Source organism: Limosilactobacillus rudii, assembly GCF_014145455.1.
Classification (GTDB): domain Bacteria; phylum Bacillota; class Bacilli; order Lactobacillales; family Lactobacillaceae; genus Limosilactobacillus; species Limosilactobacillus rudii.
The window spans coordinates 109,892-131,174 of record NZ_JACIVB010000062.1 but is presented as its reverse complement, the minus strand read 5'-3'; the positions used below and the strand labels follow the sequence as shown (position 1 = coordinate 131,174).

At 37.0% G+C, this 21,283-nt stretch carries 28 protein-coding genes, 1 tRNA gene and 1 other annotated feature; of the genes, 4 read left to right on the top strand and 25 right to left on the bottom strand.

The annotated features are described in order from the left end of the window. Window positions 1–44: 44 nt before the first annotated feature. A complete protein-coding gene (rpoZ, locus tag H5S39_RS09890) occupies window positions 45–263 on the bottom strand; it encodes a DNA-directed RNA polymerase subunit omega (RefSeq protein ID WP_153930079.1) in 219 nt (72 codons plus the stop codon). Then, a complete protein-coding gene (gene gmk / locus H5S39_RS09885) occupies window positions 260–880 on the bottom strand; it encodes a guanylate kinase (protein WP_182595293.1) in 621 nt (206 codons plus the stop codon). The genes rpoZ and gmk overlap by 4 nt, the downstream gene beginning before the upstream one ends. Before the next feature lie 140 nt (window positions 881–1,020). Here gmk and H5S39_RS09880 point away from each other — a divergent pair, with 140 nt between their 5' ends. Continuing rightward, the gene (locus H5S39_RS09880) at window positions 1,021–1,368 is read left to right on the top strand and encodes a hypothetical protein (RefSeq protein ID WP_182595292.1); all 348 of its coding nucleotides are present in this window, start codon (window positions 1,021–1,023) and stop codon (window positions 1,366–1,368) included. A gap of 131 nt (window positions 1,369–1,499) precedes the next feature. On the opposite strand, the gene recN is transcribed toward H5S39_RS09880, so the two are convergent. From recN to H5S39_RS09805, 15 genes are all read right to left on the bottom strand, one after another. After that, window positions 1,500–3,182, bottom strand: coding sequence for a DNA repair protein RecN (gene recN / locus H5S39_RS09875; RefSeq protein WP_182595291.1), 1,683 nt, complete (start codon window positions 3,180–3,182; stop codon window positions 1,500–1,502). 15 nt (window positions 3,183–3,197) lie between these two features. Beyond that, window positions 3,198–3,650: an arginine repressor gene (locus H5S39_RS09870; protein ID WP_182595290.1), complete on the bottom strand. Its 453-nt coding sequence runs from the start codon at window positions 3,648–3,650 to the stop codon at window positions 3,198–3,200. An 18-nt stretch (window positions 3,651–3,668) separates the two neighbouring features. Further along, complete coding sequence (locus H5S39_RS09865; RefSeq protein WP_182595289.1) at window positions 3,669–4,490, bottom strand: TlyA family RNA methyltransferase; 822 nt, start codon at window positions 4,488–4,490, stop codon at window positions 3,669–3,671. A gap of 12 nt (window positions 4,491–4,502) precedes the next feature. After that, window positions 4,503–5,375, bottom strand: a complete 873-nt coding sequence (locus tag H5S39_RS09860) for a polyprenyl synthetase family protein (protein ID WP_182595288.1) — start codon at window positions 5,373–5,375, stop codon at window positions 4,503–4,505. Between the two features lie 20 nt (window positions 5,376–5,395). Beyond that, window positions 5,396–5,674 (bottom strand): exodeoxyribonuclease VII small subunit, encoded by a 279-nt coding sequence (locus tag H5S39_RS09855; RefSeq protein WP_182595287.1) that lies wholly within the window; start codon window positions 5,672–5,674, stop codon window positions 5,396–5,398. Window position 5,675: 1 nt separating this feature from the next. Beyond that, window positions 5,676–7,013 carry an exodeoxyribonuclease VII large subunit gene (gene xseA, locus H5S39_RS09850; protein WP_182595286.1) on the bottom strand — a complete coding sequence of 446 codons (1,338 nt, stop codon included), beginning with the start codon at window positions 7,011–7,013 and terminating at the stop codon, window positions 5,676–5,678. After that, a complete protein-coding gene (locus tag H5S39_RS09845; protein ID WP_182595285.1) occupies window positions 7,006–7,863 on the bottom strand; it encodes a bifunctional 5,10-methylenetetrahydrofolate dehydrogenase/5,10-methenyltetrahydrofolate cyclohydrolase in 858 nt (285 codons plus the stop codon). Before H5S39_RS09845 ends, xseA begins: the two co-directional genes overlap by 8 nt. A gap of 100 nt (window positions 7,864–7,963) precedes the next feature. Next, on the bottom strand, window positions 7,964–8,380 hold the full coding sequence (gene nusB / locus H5S39_RS09840; RefSeq protein ID WP_182595315.1) for a transcription antitermination factor NusB: 417 nt from the start codon (window positions 8,378–8,380) through the stop codon (window positions 7,964–7,966). Between the two features lies 1 nt (window position 8,381). After that, entirely contained in the window at window positions 8,382–8,819 is a 438-nt protein-coding gene (locus H5S39_RS09835; RefSeq protein WP_182595284.1) for an Asp23/Gls24 family envelope stress response protein, read from the bottom strand. An 85-nt stretch (window positions 8,820–8,904) separates the two neighbouring features. Further along, the gene (locus H5S39_RS09830; protein WP_182595283.1) at window positions 8,905–9,579 is read right to left on the bottom strand and encodes a hypothetical protein; all 675 of its coding nucleotides are present in this window, start codon (window positions 9,577–9,579) and stop codon (window positions 8,905–8,907) included. After that, on the bottom strand, window positions 9,580–10,656 hold the full coding sequence (locus tag H5S39_RS09825) for a M24 family metallopeptidase (protein WP_182595282.1): 1,077 nt from the start codon (window positions 10,654–10,656) through the stop codon (window positions 9,580–9,582). It abuts the gene before it with no gap. A 248-nt stretch (window positions 10,657–10,904) separates the two neighbouring features. Next, window positions 10,905–11,186: a 50S ribosomal protein L27 gene (rpmA, locus tag H5S39_RS09820; protein ID WP_003664006.1), complete on the bottom strand. Its 282-nt coding sequence runs from the start codon at window positions 11,184–11,186 to the stop codon at window positions 10,905–10,907. Between the two features lie 25 nt (window positions 11,187–11,211). Next, complete coding sequence (locus H5S39_RS09815; protein ID WP_182595281.1) at window positions 11,212–11,535, bottom strand: ribosomal-processing cysteine protease Prp; 324 nt, start codon at window positions 11,533–11,535, stop codon at window positions 11,212–11,214. A 15-nt stretch (window positions 11,536–11,550) separates the two neighbouring features. After that, a complete protein-coding gene (gene rplU / locus H5S39_RS09810; RefSeq protein WP_182595280.1) occupies window positions 11,551–11,859 on the bottom strand; it encodes a 50S ribosomal protein L21 in 309 nt (102 codons plus the stop codon). 15 nt (window positions 11,860–11,874) lie between these two features. Further along, window positions 11,875–11,945: a sequence feature (ribosomal protein L21 leader region), on the bottom strand. Between the two features lie 122 nt (window positions 11,946–12,067). Next, on the bottom strand, window positions 12,068–12,700 hold the full coding sequence (locus H5S39_RS09805) for a TetR/AcrR family transcriptional regulator (protein WP_182595279.1): 633 nt from the start codon (window positions 12,698–12,700) through the stop codon (window positions 12,068–12,070). Between the two features lie 185 nt (window positions 12,701–12,885). On the opposite strand from H5S39_RS09805, the gene H5S39_RS09800 reads away from it, so the two are divergent. Further along, window positions 12,886–12,959: transfer RNA gene (locus tag H5S39_RS09800), tRNA-Arg, on the top strand. Between the two features lie 255 nt (window positions 12,960–13,214). Further along, on the top strand, window positions 13,215–13,349 hold the full coding sequence (locus H5S39_RS11660; RefSeq protein WP_259407330.1) for a hypothetical protein: 135 nt from the start codon (window positions 13,215–13,217) through the stop codon (window positions 13,347–13,349). Between the two features lie 95 nt (window positions 13,350–13,444). On the opposite strand, the gene H5S39_RS09795 is transcribed toward H5S39_RS11660, so the two are convergent. From H5S39_RS09795 to H5S39_RS09765, 7 genes are all read right to left on the bottom strand, one after another. Next, the gene (locus tag H5S39_RS09795) at window positions 13,445–13,957 is read right to left on the bottom strand and encodes a hypothetical protein (protein WP_182595278.1); all 513 of its coding nucleotides are present in this window, start codon (window positions 13,955–13,957) and stop codon (window positions 13,445–13,447) included. 41 nt (window positions 13,958–13,998) lie between these two features. Beyond that, window positions 13,999–15,024: a hypothetical protein gene (locus H5S39_RS09790; protein ID WP_231832830.1), complete on the bottom strand. Its 1,026-nt coding sequence runs from the start codon at window positions 15,022–15,024 to the stop codon at window positions 13,999–14,001. Then, entirely contained in the window at window positions 15,014–15,901 is an 888-nt protein-coding gene (locus H5S39_RS09785; protein ID WP_182595277.1) for an exonuclease SbcC, read from the bottom strand. Before H5S39_RS09785 ends, H5S39_RS09790 begins: the two co-directional genes overlap by 11 nt. Before the next feature lie 170 nt (window positions 15,902–16,071). Further along, window positions 16,072–16,386: a metal-sulfur cluster assembly factor gene (locus H5S39_RS09780; RefSeq protein WP_182595276.1), complete on the bottom strand. Its 315-nt coding sequence runs from the start codon at window positions 16,384–16,386 to the stop codon at window positions 16,072–16,074. A 27-nt stretch (window positions 16,387–16,413) separates the two neighbouring features. Continuing rightward, window positions 16,414–17,295 carry an L-serine ammonia-lyase, iron-sulfur-dependent, subunit alpha gene (gene sdaAA / locus H5S39_RS09775; RefSeq protein ID WP_182595275.1) on the bottom strand — a complete coding sequence of 294 codons (882 nt, stop codon included), beginning with the start codon at window positions 17,293–17,295 and terminating at the stop codon, window positions 16,414–16,416. 20 nt (window positions 17,296–17,315) lie between these two features. Continuing rightward, window positions 17,316–17,978, bottom strand: coding sequence for an L-serine ammonia-lyase, iron-sulfur-dependent subunit beta (sdaAB, locus tag H5S39_RS09770; protein WP_182595274.1), 663 nt, complete (start codon window positions 17,976–17,978; stop codon window positions 17,316–17,318). 40 nt (window positions 17,979–18,018) lie between these two features. Beyond that, window positions 18,019–19,056: a PTS sugar transporter subunit IIC gene (locus H5S39_RS09765; protein WP_259407329.1), complete on the bottom strand. Its 1,038-nt coding sequence runs from the start codon at window positions 19,054–19,056 to the stop codon at window positions 18,019–18,021. A gap of 428 nt (window positions 19,057–19,484) precedes the next feature. Here H5S39_RS09765 and H5S39_RS09760 point away from each other — a divergent pair, with 428 nt between their 5' ends. After that, entirely contained in the window at window positions 19,485–20,195 is a 711-nt protein-coding gene (locus H5S39_RS09760) for a helix-turn-helix transcriptional regulator (RefSeq protein ID WP_182595003.1), read from the top strand. Window positions 20,196–20,273: 78 nt separating this feature from the next. Here the strand turns inward: H5S39_RS09760 and H5S39_RS09755 are convergent, their stop codons facing one another. Next, window positions 20,274–21,227 (bottom strand): L-lactate dehydrogenase, encoded by a 954-nt coding sequence (locus tag H5S39_RS09755; protein ID WP_182595102.1) that lies wholly within the window; start codon window positions 21,225–21,227, stop codon window positions 20,274–20,276. Window positions 21,228–21,283: the final 56 nt, after the last annotated feature.

The window sequence follows — 21,283 nt, the reverse complement described above, 5'->3', positions numbered from 1 at the left end:
AACAATCGTCATAGTCCCCTTACTGCGTATTTTATGGTAAAACATCAATCTTGTAAGTCTTCGGTATGATCAGGATCAATCGTTACTTTACCAGCTAAAATCTCTTCAAGCGCCTTACCAACTGACTTACTTGACTCGTAATGTTCAAGCAATGGTGCTGCTCCTGCATCTAGCTCATTAGCGCGTTTGCTAGCAAGCATAACAAGTGAGTAACGTGAATCTATGTGTTTTAATAACTCATCAACTGATGGAAAAAGAATCATTTTTCGGAATCTCCTAACATTTCAAGATAACGTGGCATAACCCGTGTTACACGAAGCCGTTCTGTACGAATAATATCCTTAATCTTCTCGACAGCCTTCGGTACCTCGTCATTAACGACCGCATAATCATAATTTTGCATCATTTGAATCTCACCAAAGGCCTTATGAATCCGTTTGTTAATGACTTCCATACTATCCGTTCCACGGTGAATCAGACGTTGCTTTAGTTCATCCAAATCTGGCGGGGTTAAAAAGATAAATACACCATCTGGACATTTTGAACGAACTTGCATCGCCCCATTAACTTCAATCTCAAGAAAAACATCTTTTCCTGAGTCCAAGGTATCATTAACATATTTTAATGGGGTACCATAATAATTGTCAACATACTTGGCATATTCTAGCATTCCACCCGTCTGAATATGGTGTTCAAATTCTTCTTTGCTAACAAAGAAATAATCAACACCATTAACCTCACCTGGTCGTGGCTTTCGCGTCGTCATTGAGATTGAATACTGAAAATCATTATCATTTGAATCAAAGATGGCCTTTCGAACGGTCCCCTTACCAACACCAGAAGGACCCGAAAGAACAATTAACATTCCACGATTTGCCATTTTAACGCTCCTATTTGATTAATCGTATTACTACTATAATGCACTAGATTTGAACTTAAATCAAGCAAATGTACAACAAAAAATTTGAGCTTTTTGCTTGCATTTCTGAATGTATGTTCGTATACTGTAATTACAAACGAATGTTCGGAGGCGCGATTATGCAAATTGAACAAAAATCTTATTTTAAATTTACGCCACAAATCATTAGCAATAAACTTCGTAACTTATTTGAAGAGGAACCATCTAATAATCAGAAGGGCTTGCTAACTCCACAGCCCGCTAAACAGCGACAATTATTTTTAAAACGAGCAATCAAGGATAAAATTAAAGCAACATTTCAATTAATGCCAATTAACGATGATGGTTATCCAGTAAATGTCACTGGTAATATCACTGAACTAGCTAATACCAACCGTTATCTTATTACTAATCACAACGTAAATTATGTTGTCAGTTTCGATCAAATTCGTTACATTGCCAATCTATAACTTGGCACGGATTATTTGAAGCCGGGGAATAACCCGACCTCTAAAAGATAAGGTAATGTTCTACCTGTTATCCAACAAGATATTTAAAAAACTTCCAAGGTCGTCTTAAAAATCGATCTTGGAAGTTTTTTCTATTGTTTTGCCATTTCTAAAAGCTCCTGTGCATGTTCTTTTGTTAAATGGGTAATCTTTTCACCAGATAGCATTCGTGCAAGTTCTTCTACTCGTTCATCCTCTTTTAAAGGTGTAACACGAGTAGTAGTACGTTCATCATGAACAAATTTTTTAATAAGAAAATGATGCTGGGCAACTGCAGCAACTTGTGGTAAATGAGTAATGCACAGAACTTGGGAGTGGTGGGCAATAACTTTAATTTTATCAGCAATTGCCTGGGCTACCCGACCACTAACTCCCGTATCTACCTCATCAAAGATAATACTGGTAACCCCTTCCTTTTGCGCAAAAATTGTCTTCAGGGCAAGCATTACTCGTGATAATTCTCCACCAGAAGCAATTTTAGCTAACGGTCCCATCGATTCACCAGGATTAGTTCTAATATAGAATTCGACTTGGTCAATTCCCGTGGGCGTAAATTGTTCACGTCCTTGATTAATAAAGTGCACTTCAAATTCTGCTTTTTCCATATAAAGTTCTTTTAATTGCTGATGCACCTTTTTTCCTAATTCATGGGCCGCTTTTTGACGAACTTGGCTTAGTTTTCGTCCCGTCTTACGAATTTTTTCTTCTGCTGTTGAAAGACGCTGCTCTAAATCACTACTAGAATCAGCCGCTGCTTCCATTGAATCAAGTTCTTTTTTTATCTTAGTATAATATTTCAATACATCAGTTAATGTATCTCCATATTTATGTTCTAAATCACCAATAGTTGTTAACCGTTGTTCAATTTGTGCTAGTCTTTCATCATCAAACTCAAGCATATCAAGTTGCTGGCTTGCTTCATTAGCAACATCTTGTAATGCATAGTAGGCATCATTCAGCGACTTGCTAAGATTATCATAAGCATCGTCAAATTCTGCGATTGTATTAATTGCATCCATTACCGTTGCAACTTGATCAAGTACTGGCGCTTGTTCTCCCTCATTAAAAGTCGTAACAGCTAACTGAAGAGCATTATTAATTTGCTGAAAATGTTCTAAACGGTCACGTTCACTAGTTAATTCTTCCTCTTCATCGGCTTTTAAATTAGCCTCTTCGATTTCATTTACCTGGTAACGTAACATGTCTAAGCGTTGTGCCCATTGCTGTTCATTAGCTTGTTTTTTATTTACAGCTGCTTTTAATTTAGAATAGTTTTGATATTCCTCTTGATATTGTTCTAATAATGGCTGTACTTCTTTTATAGCAAACTGATCTAACATCCCCAAGTGTGTTTCGGGTTGCATTAATTGTTGGTGCTCATTTTGCCCTTGAATATCAACCAGCCCACTACCAATTTTTCGTAAAGTTGTAGTATTGATTAACTGACCATTAACTCGAATCGTGTTACGACCATTGCGGTGAATTTCTCGAGAGATAATTAAAACGCCATCTTCATGGTTAATTCCGAGCGAATCTAGTAATTCGTCAAATTCAGGATCATTAGGAATTGCAAACTGTCCTTGGAGGCTTAACTTTTCTTCACCACGACGAATAAATTCTTGTGAGCCCCGTCCGCCAGCCAATAATCCAACTGCATCAATAATAATAGATTTACCAGCCCCGGTCTCCCCGGTCAATACAGTCATCTGATTAGCGAACGTTAATGTCAGGTGCTTAATAATTGCTAAATTATCAATCGTCAATTCTTGTAACAAAAATAACCACCTCGCTTAGTCTAGCATTGCATTAAGTTTTTCTTCCAATTTTACTGCTGCATCAGCAGACACACATACCACCAGAACATTACCATCATCACCAATGGTTGTAAAAACTGTTGGAAAATCCATTTTGCGAATTAAGGTCGCAACTACAGGTCCATTTCCTGGATGAACAGTTAGTGCTAAGAAACAATTATTACGTTTCAGTTGTTCTAAACTATCATGTAGTGTTACTGCTAATTGATTCTCATGTCCCTGACGATGGTAAGAAGGAATCCCATAGCGATATCCGCCATCATCTGCAGGTACCTTTATCAACTGCATATCCTTAATATCACGCGAAATCGTCGCTTGTGTTACCGTAAGCCCCATTTTTCGCAATCTTTCTACTAAGTCTTCTTGGCGTTCAATACTCTCATTTGTTATTATTTCCCGTATTTTCTGTTGTCGTTCTGCCTTTTTCATTTACTTAATAATCCTCATCTATCCTTTATGATTCAAATCGTTATCAGCAGTCGCAATAACTTTGTCAATATCTACCTCAGGAGCTAAAATCCCTTTCTTGTCACTTAAACGAAGGTGAACAAGGAATTCCATATTCCCTTGGCCACCTTTGATTGGAGAATAATCTAACCCTAAAACGTCAAAGTAGTCTTCGCGGGCAAAGCTTAAAACTTCCTCCAAAACCATTCGATGAACTTTATGGTCATGAATAATCCCATTTTTGCCGACATGCTCTTTTCCGGCTTCAAATTGCGGTTTTATTAGCGCCACAACTTCACCACTCATTTTTAAAATATGAGCAAGCGGTGGCAAGATAAGGCGCAATGAGATAAAGGAAACATCAATTGACGCAAATTCCGGTTGACCACTCGTAAAATCTGCTAACTTGCTATAACGAAAATTAGTCTGCTCCATCACTACAACTCGTGGGTCTTCACGTAACTGCCATACTAACTGATTGGTTCCAACATCAAGAGCATAACTAAGCCTAGCGCCATTTTGTAACATCACATCCGTAAAGCCACCGGTAGACGAACCAATATCTAATACAACTTTATCTTTGACTGAAATATCAAAAACCTTTAACGCCTTAGCTAATTTTAAACCGCCCCGGCTAACATATGGCATCTTTTTTCCTTTCATATGAAGGGTCGTTGTAACTGGGATTTTTTGTCCAGGCTTATCCAGCCGTTCATTATTTTTCCCCAGAATTTCACCTGCCATTACCGCCCGTTTTGCTTGCTCTCGTGAATCAAAAAGTCCTTGTTGAACTAATAATACGTCTACCCGTTCTTTTTTCATTTTTCCTTTTCCTTATTTAAAGTATGCTAAAAATTGATTATATCCTGCAAATGACTTGCCTGTAGCCTGTTCAAGCTGCTGTTGATCTTTAATAGCTGTGTCAACTGCACATTGCAACTGTTTTTTTGCTCCCTCAATTCCTAATAATCCGGGGTAAGTATTTTTTTGCTCACCAGCATCTTTATGTACTTTTTTACCCATTTTTTCAGTAGTACTGAGGACATCCATTAAGTCATCATAAATTTGAAACGCAAGGCCAAAATTAGCTCCAAATGATGCTAAATGCTGACAAATCTCATCCGGCTGATTTGTTATTATTCCCCCCGCAAGAACAGCATATTTCAAAAGTGCGCCCGTTTTTTGGCGGTGTAAATAACGTAATTGCTTTAAATCTAAGTGTTGATGTTCCCCTTCAATATCACGAGCTTGTCCAGCAACCATCCCTGCTGGTCCTGCTGCCTTAGACAGTGCTAGAACTAATTTACTTTTGACAGTAGCAGGTAAATGGTTATCAGTTAACCATTGAAACGCAAGGGTTAACAGTCCATCACCAGCAAGAGTTGCCATTCCTGCGCCAAACTTGCAATGATTGGTTGGTTTCCCACGACGCAAATCATCATTATCCATTGCTGGCAAATCATCATGAATCAAAGAATATGTATGCAATAATTCTAAGCTAGTCGCTGCCCGCAAAACATCATCATTAATTTTTCCGTCAAGCATCTCAACAGTTGCAAGAGTAAGTGCAGGACGAAGCCGTTTTCCCCCAGCCATTAAGGAGTATTGCATCGAATTATAAAGTATTGGTTGGTCGACATCCATTGCTAATGTCTGTGCAAGGTAGTCATCTATCTGTTTTTTTAACGCTGAAAGTGATGTAACCATTACGTTAATACTCCTAAAATCTATTCATTTTCACTGCCAAAGCCACGGTTACCGCCACCATTATTGCTTGGATCGTCACTTTGCTTTTCATACACTTTTTCATTTCCATTATCATCAATCAAATGTCCTAGTGTCTTTTCAGCACTTGTTAGCTTCGTTTGCAATTCTTTTGACAATTTTATTCCTTCTTGAAATTGCTGCAAAGCCTCTTCTAATGGAACGTTTCCCTGCTCTAAATGACTTACAATTTGCTGTAACTGTGCTAATTGTTCTTCAAAGGTTGGTTTTTCTGCTGCCATCTTAATGCTCCTTTACTTTTTTAATCTCTGCCTGAACTTCACCATCATCAAAATGTAATTGAACTTGTTGCCCAACCGCTAACTGTTTAGCATGATTTACAACTTTTCCTTTACTTGTTACGTAGGTATAGCCCCGACTCATGATCTTTAACGGACTTAATGAATCCAATTGTTTGATTAAACTTGTAACTTGTTGCTGTTTATCATTTTGGTTAGCTAATGCTGACGTTACTAATTGTTTTTTTAATTGGTTAACAATTTGTTCCTGTTGCTGAATCTGATGCAATGGTGACCTTGCCATTAGCTGGGATTGCAGTCGTTCAAGCTTAATCTGGGTATTTTGAATTGTATTGTGTGCTACCTGACCAAGCTGTTGTGTTAATTGATCAACTTTTTGGGCGTAATTTTCATACAAACGCGTAGGTTGCTGAAAGATATAGCTTTGTAATTGTTTTTCTAGTTGCTGCCGGTCAAAATTAATTTGCGTCCGCATTGTATTCAATAAGCGATTCTGATCATCCTTAATTGTCATTAAAACATCATTTAATTGAACAGGAGTAGCTAACTCTGCTGCTGCGGTTGGCGTTGCAGCACGACGATCAGCTACCAAATCAGCAATAGTTGTATCCGTCTCATGACCAACTGATGAGATCACAGGGATTTTACTAGCCACAATTGCCCGTGCAACAACTTCTTCATTAAAGGGCCACAAATCCTCTATTGAACCACCACCCCGTCCAATAATTAAGGTATCAAAATCTCCACGGTCATTTGCACGAGTGATCTGTCGAGCAATATCCGCTGCTGCCTTGTCTCCCTGTACAACCGTTGGATATAAGACGACCTGGGCAATTGGATAACGACGGCGAACAGTAGTATTAATATCACGAATAACTGCCCCATCGATACTGGTAACAACCGCAATTCGCTTGGGGAACATTGGGATTGTTTTTTTAGGTAAATCAAATAAACCTTCCGTACTCAATTTCTTCTTTAATTGCTCGAACGCCAAATAAAGAGAGCCCAACCCATCTGGTTCCATTTGATCAATATAAATCTGGTAGCGACCACTTTTTTCATAGAGACTAACATGGCCAACTACACACACTTTCATCCCTTGCTCCGGCGTAAATTTAATTTTACGATATTGCCGTTCAAACATTACCGCATCAATCAACGCATTATCATCTTTTAAACTAAAGTATTGATGACGCTGACGTAAACGAAAATTGGAAATCTCACCAGTTAAATAAACCGTATGTAAATATGGGTCTCGATCAAATTTTGTTTTTAGGTATTTAGTTAACTCGCTAACTGTTAAATATTGGCTTCTATCCATGATGCCTCCACTGTGCTAAATCAACTGTTTGCTCCATCAGGGTTGCAATTGTCATCGGACCTACACCACCAGGCACGGGGGTAATTAACCCTGCCTTTTCCTTTGCACTATCAAAATCAACATCACCAGTTAGCTTTCCCGTACTCAAACGGTTAATCCCAACATCAATCACAGTTGCCCCCGCTTTTATATCTTTAGCACTAATAAGGTGCGGAACACCTGCAGCAACGATCAAAATATCAGCCGTTTGAGTTAATCTTGATAAATTCGTTGTACTTCTTCCGGCCATTGTAACTGTTGCATCAGCATTGTTAAGCAAGGCTAATAAGGGCTTACCTACTAAAATACTCCGTCCAATAATTACCACGTTTTGCCCTTTTAATTTAACATTGTATTCTTCTAACATTCGCATAATCCCGCGAGGAGTACATGCAATCGGGTAGTTAGTATTTTGGTTTGCAAATAATTTACCGAGATTTAAAGGATTTAACCCATCAACATCTTTTTCAGGACTGATGGCATTAGTAATTATCCGCGAATCAATTTGTGGTGGCATTGGTTGTTGAACCAAAATTGCATCGATAGAGTCATCCTTATTCAATTTATCAATCTCCGCTAATAATTCATCTTGACTAACATTAAAAGGATACTTTTTAAGAACTGAGTTAATTCCCAGCTTCATTGCCTTTTTATGTTTATTACGTGTATAGATCAAACTTGCCGAATCATCACCAGCAATTACAACCGCAATTCCTGGATGAATACCTTGCTGATTTAATTTTGCGACCCGTTTTGAAGTCTGCGTATTAATTGTTTTGGCAAGAGATCGACCATCAATAATTGTCGCCACAGTGATTTCCTCCTTTAAATTTCAATCTATATTCTACCATAACTGCCTATATACAAAAAAGGTGGGCTCTTGGTCTTACACCATTGCCCGCCATTTCATCTTATTTTTCTAGATTTACTTGTTCTTCAAATTTACCAAGTGCCCCATTGATAAATTTACGCGATTTATCACTACTGAATGTCTTCGTCAACTCTAACGCTTCATTTATCGCAACAACCGTTGGAACATTTTCTACATATTGAATTTCAAATAAAGCCAATCGTAAAATCACAAGGTCAGCTTTAGCCAACCGTCTGATGGTCCAGCCATTTGCTAACAATTTATTAATTTGTTCATCTAACTGTTCCTGATGGTCACGAACACCATTTACTAGTGTTAATAAGTAAGTTGGAATCTGCTTTTCATCGTGATGAGGAATTGCTTCATAAATTGTCTGAATGTCTGCCTCAGGGTCTGACTGAAGTGCAAACAAGACTTGAAAAGCTTCCTCACGAATCATGTGTCGGTTCAACCCCATACTATTCACCAGCCTCATCATCTAAATGTTCACCAAACAAGTCATTAGGGTCTACTTGTTGGTCTTCTTTTGATGTTACAATTCCTTTGATATGAACATTAACATCTTTAACTTTTAAATCTGTCATTAGTGTTATCTGTTGCTTAACTTTTTCCTGAATTTTCGCTGCTACCTTGGGAACAGATACACCATATGCTACATAAACGTCAACATCAAGTGACAAATCCTTATCATTGCTGGAAAGCTTTACTCCACGTCGGCGATCAGAGCGTCCTAAAAGTTCACTTACACTATTAGCAAACGAACCATACATCTTTGAGACACCATCGATTTCACTTGCGGCAATTCCCGCAATAATTTCTAAAACTCGTGGCGAAATTTGAATTGTCCCGAGTGATTGATCTTCACTACTTAAAACAATCTTTGATTCTTCAGCCATCGTCAGCCCTCCAATTTATTTTATCTGTTTAGTAATCATTTCTATTTTGCACTAAGTCGGCGTGAATTGCAATACAACAACTCGCTTAATTATTAATTGCAATCGTCGAAAGCAACTGTGGGTGATAATTATACCAATCATGAACAACCAAATCGATAATAGGAGTACTAAAACTTCCTAAATCGATATTATTAACGTTTTCTTGTAGGCTAAGAAATTGATGAGGATGTTGAATTGGAGATATAAAACGTGCTACCGTAACATGCCCTGAATTTGTTGGGTAGCGTTCTTGAAATGGCAATCCACTTAGCGGTACTTCATGTCGAATCAAGTTTCTTAATTTTACTAAATTATCAGAATAATACCCCTTTGCCAAAATTGCGTCAGGACTTACAATCAGTCCCTGCAATTTCCAATGAATTGTCCCTACTTCCGAAATAATCTGTGTTAGTATTTCCATGTATTTTTTCTTTTCTAAGGGTGATAAACAAAACTTAGAATTAGCAGCAATGATATCAATAATCGTTATGTGCATCTGTGCTGCCGAGTAGTAGTATTGCTTTGGCTCTAGTCGTTTAAATGCCTGCAAACAGATATCAATATTCCGGCAAATATGTGCTGGTAACGAGGTAAGTAACGTTAACCCTAAACGCTGGTCGGTCTTTTTTTCAGTTAAATATTCGTCTATACGTACGTTATCATTCTGAATTGCAGTACATCCTCGGCGGTTGATATCAGAATATAAATTTGATAAGTCCATTTATTCACCAACAATAACTAAATCTGTGGGCGCAGTAGTCAAAACCTCTACTCCCCCATGAGTAACAAGAATATCATCTTCAATGCGGACGCCACCAATTTCTGGAATATAGATACCCGGTTCGACGGTTATTACTTCATTATTATGTAATTTTATCTTTTTAGTTGTCGGTCCGTAACTAGCTGGTAACTCATGAACAGATAATCCAATTCCATGTCCCATCCCATGGTTGAACTCATCACCATACCCTGCTTCTTCAATTAATTGCCGGCCAGCAGCATCTAATAGATCACCACGTTGACCAACACGTGCTGATTGAATAACTGCTTGACGGGCTTCATTGACAATTTGGTAAACATCGCGTAACTCTGGGTCAATTGATCCTACCGCAAATGTTCGTGTCATATCAGCCGTATAACCGTCAACATAGTAACCAAAATCAAGCGTCACAATGTCACCATCTTCAATCACCTTATTTGAGGCAGTTGCATGCGGCTTGGCGGCATTTTTTCCACTAGCAACAATTGTCGGAAATGATGCCTTAGTCGCACCGTTTTCCTTCATCCATAAGTCAAGAACATTCGCTATATGCCGCTCTGTAACCCCTGGATGGACTCTTTCTAAAATATAATTATAACCAGCAGTATGCAGAGAAGCAGCTTTAGAAAGAGTAGCTAGCTCATGATTATCTTTAACCATTCGCATTTGCTCAACTTGATTATGGAAAGGAACAATATCTGCCGTCATTACCTCATCTAACACATCAAACAAGTAATAAGAAATGGTATCTTCATAACCGAGTACCTCAACCTTTAGCCCCTGACATATCTTATTTAAGGCCCCGTAGTAATCACGTGTAATCGTCCCGACAACCTCATCATTTTTATATTCTTCAAGGGCCAACTGATAACGGTCATCAGTAATTAATATTGCATTCTCACTAGTGATCAATAATGCACCGTCACCTTGCATTAAATCAAAACCCGTTAAGTAGAAAATATTTTTTTCATCGGTAATTAACATTGCATCAATAAAAAGCTGTGGTAGCTTTTTTTGTAATCGTTCAATTCTTGTCATAGTAATGTTCACCATTCCCTTACTAAAGAAAAAGCCGAGAATTGTCTCGACTCAACTTTGATTATGACACCCATAAAAAATCTTTATCCGATATTCTTACATCAATACATTCTAAGCAATTAATCAGAATGCTTTACAGTACAGCTAAATAGTCGTCCATTTCAAATTAATAATGCCCCTTCTCATATTAAGAAGGGGCATTAACTAGTTACAAACGTCGATATACTAACATTTATAACCTTTTTAATTTATTCGGCAACTGGGTAAACAGATACCTTACGCTTGCTACGACCCATGCGTTCAAACTTAACAACACCGGCTACCTTAGCATACAAAGTATCGTCTCCACCACGGCCTACATTTTCACCAGGGTTGATGTGAGTACCACGTTGACGGTAGATGATGGAACCAGCAGTTACAATTGAACCATCAGCAGCCTTTGTACCAAGACGACGACCAGCTGAGTTCCGACCGTTAGCAGTGGAACCACCCCCCTTGTGGTGGGAGAAGAATTGCAAATCCATAATCATAATCGTTCACCTCCAGCGATGAAATTTAATTAAACATTTTTACTTTAATGTTTTGGGGATAGCTTTCTTGGATATCAATCAATCCATTTAGAAGAGTTCGAAGTAAAATCTGACTCTCACGTTCCAAACTTAAATCTGTAACTTTTAGAAAGCCTCCATTAGCATTATCCTGTTCAACATGAGGTGCCGCATGAACTACTTGCTCAAGGCCGTTCACTGTCGAAATAGATAATGCAGATACTGCAGCACACACAATATCCTGCCCATAAGGACCAGAATCAGCATGCCCAGTTAATTTGAAAGAAGTGATCCGCTGATTCGAATCTAAAGAAAAACTTGCTCGAATCATGATCCCACCTCCACATTAAGCATTGATCTTGTTAATAGTAACCTTAGTGTAAGGTTGACGGTGACCTTGCTTAGTGTGAGTGTGCTTCTTAGGCTTGTACTTGAAAGTAACAACTTTCTTTTCCTTACCTTGCTTATCAACAGTACCTTCAACTGAAGCACCATCAACTACAGGAGTACCAATCTTAGTGTTGTCTCCACCAACAAAGATAACTTGATCAAAAGTTACCTTGTCGCCTTCCTTAGCATCAAGCTTTTCAACGTAGATAGAAGCACCTTCTTCTACCTTGTATTGCTTACCACCAGTAACAATAATTGCGTACATACTTTGTGCACCTCCTTAATATCTCAGACTCGCCGAACCAAGCAGCAGGATGCTTTTAACTTGGTAACGCGCGGTTGTAGTTGTTGGTTCACAAATACAACGTTTGTATAATATCAAATAATTTACTATTCGTCAACCATCTTAGTAATAAACGGCAAAATAAAAGACTGAAGAAAAGTCTTCAGCCATTTATCCCTCATAGCAGCAATTAGATTTCTTCTAAGGTTACTTCTTTTTCACCATAAAAGAATTCAACCAAGGTGATATTATTGCTACTATATTGACCTAACATTTTTGCCACGCTTTGAGTCATGTATCGTGGAGTGTAAATCATGCCATCTTCTAGCCATCGACTTACCAAGCCTAAAAATGCTGAGCCAATGAAGGAGATCTGCAAATTTAGTGGAACTTCCAATTGCTGGTTCTTGTTGACTTGCTCGTTAAAGTATGTCATTTCATTTGCCAACCGATTGTAAAGTTGTTCATAAAAGAAATTATTCTTCTCGTTATTCAATAGAACATCAAAAATATCGGCTTCATTTTCGATATACTGAAACGCCTTTCGAAGTGAGAACACCTGCACCGTTCGCTCTTTTGACAAATCGCTATCAATCATTACTTGGTCAAAGAAATCATCAATAATTTCTTCAATAGCAGATCTAATAAAATCATGCTTATCCTTATAATGGAGATAGAAAGTTCCGCGGGTGATGTTGGCAGTTTCGGTAATCTTCTGGACGCTAATATCTTCAAGCTTTTCACGCCTCATTAGATATACAAGAGCCTTGCGCAGACTATTACGTGTCTTGACTACGCGCGGGTCTGTCTTATTAGCAGCCATTTAATCATCATCCTTCCATATACAGCTTAAATCCTTCCCACTTTCGTACTTCTACTATTTTAAAGTATAGTTGCTTTGGAAGCGCTTTGTCAACGTAAGTGATGACTTTAAGTTAATAATTTTTTTATAATGATTTATTTTGTATTGACAAAACTTAGACGAAAATTATATACTTAAGTCTGTTTGGGGCGGTAGCTCAACTGGATAGAGCATCGGTCTTCTAAACCGAGGGTTGCGAGTTCGAGTCTCGCTCGCCCCACTTCATAAATGTTATAAAGGCCGGGAAAAACAAGTTGTTTTTCTCGGCCTTAACCTATTACTAATAGTATGCGAACTTATAGAGTCTAATCGCAGGAACTAACCAGGCTCTCGAGGAGGTTAATTTCCAACTTTTTTGTCACTTTTTAAACATTTTATTAAATAATCTTAATTATGTTACAAAACAATTGCCAAATAGACCCTTTTAATAATATTGTATATATAGAGATTGCTTTTTAATTTTGAGGTGATTGTAATGTTACCATTTTTTATTATTGTTTTAATTTTGGTTGCGTCAGTAATTGGTGAAGTCATGTTTGGCAATCCAAATAACCAATCGACTGGTAAACATGGTGCTTCAGCCAACCGCTTACGAGATCGAAAAGCTTAATCTTTATAATATTCCGTTCAACAAAAGGCGACAGGGAAGTAAAATCCTTGTCGCCTTTTTTCTATAAAGTCAAATTATATAATAGGAATCAATTTTTATTTGTCATAAGATTTAATCATTTGCTGGTAAGCAGCAGCTATTTGGGCTGGTTGTAATTGCCAGTCTACCATTCCCATTTTTAAAAATAAATGCCAAGCATGTCGATAGCTTTCTTGCTGATGGTTAAAGTAAGCATCACTTAAAAAGTGTTTAAGTGCTAAGTACGATTTGTTTAAGTCCGCTAACTTGGTTGACTTTTTAGCACTTGTAATTCGTTGCCAGCTTACATCATCAATAACAACCAAGTGCGTCCACTGCATCTTAGCACTAAATAATAGCAACAACGCAAATGACCGAACATAAGCTGCCAACAACTTTTCTTCATCTAGTTTTTTAGGTGCAACAACTCGATACCAGCCTGCTGATTTGGCTACTTCAGATAACGCTAAATCAAGATCAACAAAGATTGTTTGTTTGCGCGTTGCAGGACCAATCGTTAATTCCTTTTCTTCATCAATCTTCAATTCTAAGTCAATGATTTGATGGAGCATTTTCGTAATATCAAGCATCAATTATCCTCCTATAATAAGAGAACCTAAAACAAATCTTATTATTTTTCATTCTTTTCTTCATCGATAGTGTCTGTTTCAGTAGAGTCATCATTAATGGATGCAACCACCGGAACATCGTCAAGCTGCTGAGAATCATCATCAGCAATCTCCATATGATTAGTTCTAACAGCAAGCGCATCACGATCGTCTAAATACCATTTACGTACTAACTCGTAGTGTAAAAGCACATCAAAGAAAGAAACCTGAGCATCAGGATCTTTAACTAAAAATGCCCATTCTTGACTATAATCATCAGGATCAAAGGCTATATCAAGCTTTATGCCACGATCAAGTAAAAGCTCTGCACCATTATTACGTGGTAAATTCATCAACATATAATCCTGGTCTGCGGTTGCAACAAATAATCGATCAATTACAGTCAATGATAATTCTGGCTTAGCTAACATGAAGCGACGGTCATTTTCGGTTGCAAGAATTCCTAGATCAATTGTAAAATCTAAATCTTTTTGAAGGTACTTTGCAAAAGCAACCATTGGCTTTACAGCATCTCTCAATTCTAGGTCAGTATGTTGTTTTAATGCATAGATAATAAAGTAGTTAACCAGTGCCCGGTTATTAAACTGCATTAATTTTTCCTCTAAGCTAAGATAGAATAGCGGTTCGTGTTGACTCTGTTCTGTAAAAGCAGCCTCTCCACGACTATCAATTTCAAATTTAAAGGTAGCTTCATCACCAATTGATGCAACAGTTGCTTTAAATTCATGGCTTAACTCTTCTTCGGCAACATTAATTGCTGTATCGCCATGCATCTTCAACAATCGATCCATAAAAATCAAGTAATAGTCTGCAGCTTTATAGTGTGGCGGAAAGTCAACAAAAGCATTTGCCAAATCCATTTTCGCTAACTTAGTCGTTGCTGACAATAAATTCTTCGTATCCTTAGTTTGTGCTAATTGATCTAACAATTCAACATAACGGCGACCCAAGTTAAGAACATCTTTAAAGGAATCAGACAACGCTTGAACACGTTCGCTAGGTGATGTCACAATTCGATTATTGCTCATCGTTGTCCACCTGCTTTCCTTCTTTGCCATTTAAACTTGCTAAATAGTTAGCGTATAAATTGCGATTGGCCAACTCAAAGTCTTCAAAGCTGCCAAATGTATCGACAATACTCTTTTGTTCATAACTCAAAATAGTATTTTCTTTAGATAAGGATAATACTACCCGTTCATTATCCTTGATTGTCTGGACTGCATTACGCGCCTCTTCTTCTTGATCCTCAAGTTTTTGTAACTGGTCAACTAATTCTTGACGACTTTCCTTATTGCGACTTGATTCCCAAATTCCAGACCGTGAACTAACATCCTTTAATTGTTCCTGAAGTTCTGCCTTTTTTTCTTCACGGTCATGTTGATGATCAATCAAATCTTGTAATCGATCATTTTCACTCGAAATTTTATTAATTCGTTCACTATTGTAACGTTTATTATCCCGAGATAGCTCAAAAGCTGTCTGTAATTTATCATATTCAGTCTGATCAAATGAAAAACGAACGTTTAATACATCTAATTCACCAAATTGACGCCGATCCCACCAGTTACCAAAATAAATTCGGTAATGACCGGTTTGATATTCTTCATAATAAAAGAATGGATAAGTTTTTCCTAAGTATTTAATCAGGTTTTCACTTAAATAGTTGCTTAGCTGGTCAGCTAAATCATCTACAAGATTCATTACCCCTTCATCATTTGGTTGTTGTTCACGGTGTTCGATTTCTTTAGCGTATCGTTGATTATCTAGCAACTGGTAGATTTCACGATCACGGTGGTTCGAAATTGCATCGTTAAAGCGTCGTAAATACTTTATCTTTGTAATAATCTGTTGATTGATTACTTGAGTAACATCAAGTGAATCATTATTAGTTTCTACACTCGCCATAAGTATGCTCCTTGTCTTAATAACTACCTTTAATAATAAATAATTTCACTACCCTTTTTCCACTATTTTTTAATTTTTTTCAAAAATTTTATATTTTGTTTCGTAAAACACGAAAAAAGCTTTCCGGAAGTATGATTATTCCGAAAAACTTTCTACCTTTATCCAATTAACTAATGAATTCCAAGCGTTAATTTAGCAAGGCGACTCATCCGTTCTGTCGTCCATGCTGGTTCCCAAACAAATTCGACATCAACATTTCGCACCTCAGGAACCTTCTTAACAGCTTTAGTCACCATGTCTGCTAAAACATTGGTTAGCGGGCACCCCATCGTTGTTAATGTCATTTCAATTAAACAGATTCCATCATTATCCAAATCAATCGAATATACAAGGCCTAAATTAACAATGTCTACTCGTAATTCTGGATCAATAACTGTGGATAATTGCTGTATGATGTCATCTTTTATTGATTGCTTGTCTCTCATAACCAATTTTCAACCTATTTAAATATACTAAGCCTTATCACCAAAAATTTTTGCACGAATTGCTTGACCGGTTGGCGTACCTGCTAAACCACCAATACCTGTTTCTCGAAGCGATTCTGGTAATCCATGACCAACTTTATCTAGTGCTTCAATACATTCATCCGCAGGAATCTTACTTATGCATCCAGCTAAAGCCATATCAGCAGATATTAATGCATTACCCGCACCAATTGCGTTTCGCTTAACACAGGGAACCTCAACTAAGCCTGCAATTGGATCACATACTAATCCTAGCAAATTAGCAATTGCCATTGCAAGAGCTTGTGAACTCTGCTCTGCATTACCACCTGCTACTTCAACAGCTGCTGCCGCACCCATTGCAGAGGCACTCCCAACTTCGGCTTGACATCCACCAGTTGCACCAGCAATACCAGCGTGATTTGCAATTACCATTCCTAAACCACCAGCTGCAAATAGGAAACGAACCATTTGTTCTTCATCTAATTTTAAACGTTTCTCTAACATAAAAATAATCCCCGGAAGAGTTCCGGCAGATCCGGCTGTTGGTGTTGCACATACAATTCCCATTGATGCATTTACTTCATTTGTTGATATTGCATCTTGTACTGCTTCCATCATGGCATCGCCAGAAAGTGATTGTTTATTTTTTCTATAATTTTTGATCTTTACTGCTTCTCCACCGGTCAAACCTGTTTTTGAAAAAACACCTTGTCCTTCAGAGCCCTTTTTTACCGCCGCACGCATTGTTTCAAGATTATGTTTCATCTTGTCCCATACTTCATGACGCGGTAATCCAGAAGTTTTACATTCTTGTTCAATTATTAATTCTGAAATGGGTTTCCCAGATTGCATAGAGTCATCAACGATTTCCTTAATACTATCATACATAATGAACACTCCTCTTAAATTTATAAGCAAATAATATTTTCAAATTTATCTTTTAATTCTTTAATTACTTCATCACGCATATAGTTTTTGATATCGTATTCGTAAATATCACAATTTTCTCCTTGTAATACTTGCTTACGACTAAATGGTGCAACCTTTTCCAATTCTGCAGTAACTGGAAGAGCATTTTCATGTTTTTTCTCTTTATCAACAAAAATAATAATTGGTAGCGGTCCTGACGGTTGAACTTCTACACCATCTAAAACAAAGTCACGAATTTCAATTGCTCCCCCACCAATTGAACATCCTGAAATCCTTACTTTCTTTCCTGGTGCCGACATTTCTAAAACAGCTGTATTAGGGTGATTTATCGGACTTTCACCCGCCTCTTCAACAAATCGAATATCAATTCCATTATCACGAGCAATTTCTGGAGCAGTTGGAACACGAGGATCATCCGTCGCAAAACCCATTACACCAGCTGCAATAGCGTAATCTGTACCATGGCCACGATGAGTTTGAGCAAACGAACCATAATAATGAACAGTTACTTTTTTGGGTACGCCACCAAATAACTTATTAGCTGCTTGGCCAATTGCTACTGCACCGGCTGTATGTGAACTAGAAGGGCCAATCATAATAGGTCCGATAATATCAAAAACACTTCTATAATTTCCACTCATTTTAGGTTCTCCTTTTTGTTAAATCAGTTCACAAAAACTACTATCTTTCTTTTACAATGTCACCTTCACGGATTTCTGAAACTGTATGAATCTTAAAGTTTCTAAATACCCAGTGGCCGATATAAGCCCAAATAGTACTATTAATAAGAATCAAGATTACAGCCTCTAACGTCTTAAGCCATGGATTCATTCCAAAGACAACAATTAATCCAGCCCAAGGCGTTGCCATTCCTGTAACCCGTACAACTAACCCGAATGCTGTAACAATGATCCCATTAATCGCTCCCGCAAAAAGGTTTGTCACAAATATAGGAATTGGATTGGCTGAAATTATATCTAGTTGAGTTAAAGGTTCAATGGTTACAGCGATTGTTGTTGCCTTATCACCAAATTTCATCAAACGGAAGAATGAGAAGTTCAAGAAAGAGTTACCCGTACAACCTAAAGCACCAATTGCCATTGGAACCCCAAGTAAATTAATTAAACTGGTCAATACCATCGACGATAGTGGTGTCATACCAACCAATGGAATAATTCCACCCAAAATTGCTCCCATAATCCATGGGTTTGCCGTTTCGGCTTGTTTAATCGATCCGCCAATCACTTGTAAAATAGCCATAACTCCCGGTTGAATTAAGATTGCAATACCATTTGCAAGTAAAGGTGCTACTAAAATAACAACAATTAAATCAAGTCCACCAGTAATTCGTTTTTCAATCTCTTTTACTAAGAATGAAATAATATATGCAGCAATAAATGCAGGAAGTAACTTAAACTTAATCAGAGAAATCCCAATAATCATTGAAAAAACAGGACTAATTCCGAATGCTAATGGCACTAAAGCACCTGCGGCTAAGCCACCCATTGACCCCATAACATTACCGATTTGTTCGGCAAATTGAACATGGAAAACCTCACCGATTGCGTAACTTAAGAACGCTTGTGGTAAGAACGTGGCACATGCAGCACCTGACAATGCACTTACTGATTGCTTGCCGTGAGGAGCTTTAAACGTAAACAAGCTCATTGCAGCAATAACCAAGAAGAGCATTACAACACCTATAAGAATAGATAACATATGCTAAACCTTCTTTATTTATTTTTAATAATTAATTATCGGTGACGTCTTAATCATGAATGATAATAAATTATTATTACGATAATAGTATATCGTTTTTAAATGAACTTGTAAACGCTGTTATGAAACTTTTTTATTAATTTGATAACTTTTTACTACTAAATAAAACTCATAACACACTTGATATGACGAACAGATTAGTATTACAAACATAAGTATGTGAAATCATAAATTTACTTTCTTAGTAACTGATAATTTCTTATTATCAAAAATTGATTTATCTATAAAAAGAGAATAAAATAATATTAATATTTTACGCGTAAACTTAGTCAACCATATAGGTCGACAGGCCTGGTCGTCGCCCCCCCCCCATGATTTTTGGGAGGGGGCTATTATAAAACACTTCTAATTTAAAGGAAGGATTAAATATGCCAAACGAAAATAACAAAGATTTTATAAAGAAATATATTCCATTAGCAGATTTTGTCGCTGATATTTTGGGACCTAGCAGTGAAGTTGTTCTTAATGATGTCACTGATCTAGATCATGCAGTTGTCTACATTAAAAATCCAACCATTACTAATCGAAAAATAGGTGATCCCGCTTCTAACTTTGTATTAAAAATTATGAAAGAAGGGATTGATGACAATACAAATTACATTGCTAACTACTTTGGAAAATCAAAAAGCCATCCTCACTTAAGATCTTCAACATATTTTATTAGAAAAAATAATAAAGTTATCGGTATGCTATGTATTAACATTGATCAAGGACCATTAGAAAATTTAGCCAAACAACTAGAGATATTCCGAAATCTCTTTGAAGTTAAAACTAATCCCATTAGTGAATATGAAAGCTCTGCTACAAATTCATCATCTACGAAAGAAATTTCTGAAAATTTCAATAACTCTGTAAATTCTTTAGCAGAAGCTGCTGTTAAACAGAAAGAAAGAGAATTAGGAATCACCGCCAACTATTTTCAACAAGAACAAAAGATTGATCTTATTAAAGGTTTATATGAGGAAGGATACTTTTTACTCAAAGATTCCATTCGGGTTATCGCTGAATATCTGGATAGTTCTGTTCCAACTATTTATCGTTATTTAAATAAAGTTAAAAAATCAAATACATCTAAATAAGCAAAAAATTTAATTTTATATATTAAAAGGCTAAACCATTTATTATCCTGGTTTAGCCTTTTCTCATAAATCTACATTTTAGATACCAAGTAATGCATCAGAAATAACTTTCTTTAATGTTGTCACTGATGTTTCCATCTCATTCTTTTCTAAGACATTTAACGGAAGCTCTATAATACTCTCTATTCCACCTGCGCCAATAACTGCTGGAGTTCCAATATAGATATCATTATAACCATACGCACCTTCCAAACAGCATCCAACAGTTAGCACTGCACTCTCGTCACGTAAGATTGCCTTAGCTATTCTTGCAATTGCTGTTGCAACACCGTAATAAGTTGCTCCTTTCTTACTAATAATTCGATATGCTTTATTACGCACTTGGTTTTCAATATCAAATAATTCCTGTAAGTTAATTCCCTTTTGAGAAATTAAACTTAATAATGGGATGCCACTAATATTTGCAGATGAATATGCGGCAAATTCAGAATCACCGTGCTCCCCTAAAATATTGACATTTATATCTTGAGGATCTACATTAAATCTTTTAGCTAATGCTACTTTTAAACGTGCCGTGTCTAATGATGTACCTGAGCTAATCACTTGTTCTGAAGGAAACCCAGATTGCTTTAATACCGCGTATGCCATAACATCAACGGGATTTGCAGCAACAATAAATATTCCATTAAATCCAGTTTCAACTACTTTTTTCGTAATATCAGTAACAATTTTAATGTTTTTTGTTACTAACTGTAGTCTTGTTTCTCCATCTTTTTGTGGTGCCCCTGCGCATAAAACTACAATATCAGCATCCTTACATGCACTGTAATCACCAGCATCTATCCTTAGTGGACTTAGATTTGGAATAGCGTCTTCTAAATCCATTGCATCTCCTATTGCTTTACTTTCTGTATGATTTATTATTACTAATTCTTCAGATAATCCTTGATTAACCATAGCATATGCAAATGCTGAGCCAACAGCACCATCACCAATAAGGACTACTTTCTGATGATCACTTAACATCTTTATCCCTCCGTAACATCTAAACAATCACAAATACAACTATAACAGTATGATAAAAAAAT

Bases quoted from the DNA above. Each gene is read 5' to 3' on its own strand.
- H5S39_RS09870 (WP_182595290.1), bottom strand. From the start codon at position 3,650: ATGAAAAAGGCAGAACGACAACAGAAAATACGGGAAATAATAACAAAT.
- H5S39_RS09865 (WP_182595289.1), bottom strand. From the start codon at position 4,490: ATGAAAAAAGAACGGGTAGACGTATTATTAGTTCAACAAGGACTTTTT.
- H5S39_RS09860 (WP_182595288.1), bottom strand. From the start codon at position 5,375: ATGGTTACATCACTTTCAGCGTTAAAAAAACAGATAGATGACTACCTT.
- H5S39_RS09760 (WP_182595003.1), top strand. From the start codon at position 19,485: ATGCCAAACGAAAATAACAAAGATTTTATAAAGAAATATATTCCATTA.
- sdaAB (WP_182595274.1), bottom strand. From the start codon at position 17,978: ATGAGTGGAAATTATAGAAGTGTTTTTGATATTATCGGACCTATTATG.
- gmk (WP_182595293.1), bottom strand. From the start codon at position 880: ATGGCAAATCGTGGAATGTTAATTGTTCTTTCGGGTCCTTCTGGTGTT.
- H5S39_RS11660 (WP_259407330.1), top strand. From the start codon at position 13,215: ATGTTACCATTTTTTATTATTGTTTTAATTTTGGTTGCGTCAGTAATT.
- H5S39_RS09785 (WP_182595277.1), bottom strand. From the start codon at position 15,901: ATGGCGAGTGTAGAAACTAATAATGATTCACTTGATGTTACTCAAGTA.
- H5S39_RS09830 (WP_182595283.1), bottom strand. From the start codon at position 9,579: ATGGACTTATCAAATTTATATTCTGATATCAACCGCCGAGGATGTACT.
- xseA (WP_182595286.1), bottom strand. From the start codon at position 7,013: ATGGATAGAAGCCAATATTTAACAGTTAGCGAGTTAACTAAATACCTA.
- rpoZ (WP_153930079.1), bottom strand. From the start codon at position 263: ATGATTCTTTTTCCATCAGTTGATGAGTTATTAAAACACATAGATTCA.
- H5S39_RS09795 (WP_182595278.1), bottom strand. From the start codon at position 13,957: ATGCTTGATATTACGAAAATGCTCCATCAAATCATTGACTTAGAATTG.
- rplU (WP_182595280.1), bottom strand. From the start codon at position 11,859: ATGTACGCAATTATTGTTACTGGTGGTAAGCAATACAAGGTAGAAGAA.
- H5S39_RS09780 (WP_182595276.1), bottom strand. From the start codon at position 16,386: ATGAGAGACAAGCAATCAATAAAAGATGACATCATACAGCAATTATCC.
- H5S39_RS09765 (WP_259407329.1), bottom strand. From the start codon at position 19,056: ATGTTATCTATTCTTATAGGTGTTGTAATGCTCTTCTTGGTTATTGCT.
- H5S39_RS09835 (WP_182595284.1), bottom strand. From the start codon at position 8,819: ATGGCTGAAGAATCAAAGATTGTTTTAAGTAGTGAAGATCAATCACTC.
- H5S39_RS09805 (WP_182595279.1), bottom strand. From the start codon at position 12,700: ATGGCTGCTAATAAGACAGACCCGCGCGTAGTCAAGACACGTAATAGT.
- H5S39_RS09855 (WP_182595287.1), bottom strand. From the start codon at position 5,674: ATGGCAGCAGAAAAACCAACCTTTGAAGAACAATTAGCACAGTTACAG.
- sdaAA (WP_182595275.1), bottom strand. From the start codon at position 17,295: ATGTATGATAGTATTAAGGAAATCGTTGATGACTCTATGCAATCTGGG.
- H5S39_RS09790 (WP_231832830.1), bottom strand. From the start codon at position 15,024: ATGAGCAATAATCGAATTGTGACATCACCTAGCGAACGTGTTCAAGCG.
- H5S39_RS09880 (WP_182595292.1), top strand. From the start codon at position 1,021: ATGTTCGGAGGCGCGATTATGCAAATTGAACAAAAATCTTATTTTAAA.
- rpmA (WP_003664006.1), bottom strand. From the start codon at position 11,186: ATGATTATGGATTTGCAATTCTTCTCCCACCACAAGGGGGGTGGTTCC.
- H5S39_RS09815 (WP_182595281.1), bottom strand. From the start codon at position 11,535: ATGATTCGAGCAAGTTTTTCTTTAGATTCGAATCAGCGGATCACTTCT.
- nusB (WP_182595315.1), bottom strand. From the start codon at position 8,380: ATGGGGTTGAACCGACACATGATTCGTGAGGAAGCTTTTCAAGTCTTG.
- H5S39_RS09825 (WP_182595282.1), bottom strand. From the start codon at position 10,656: ATGACAAGAATTGAACGATTACAAAAAAAGCTACCACAGCTTTTTATT.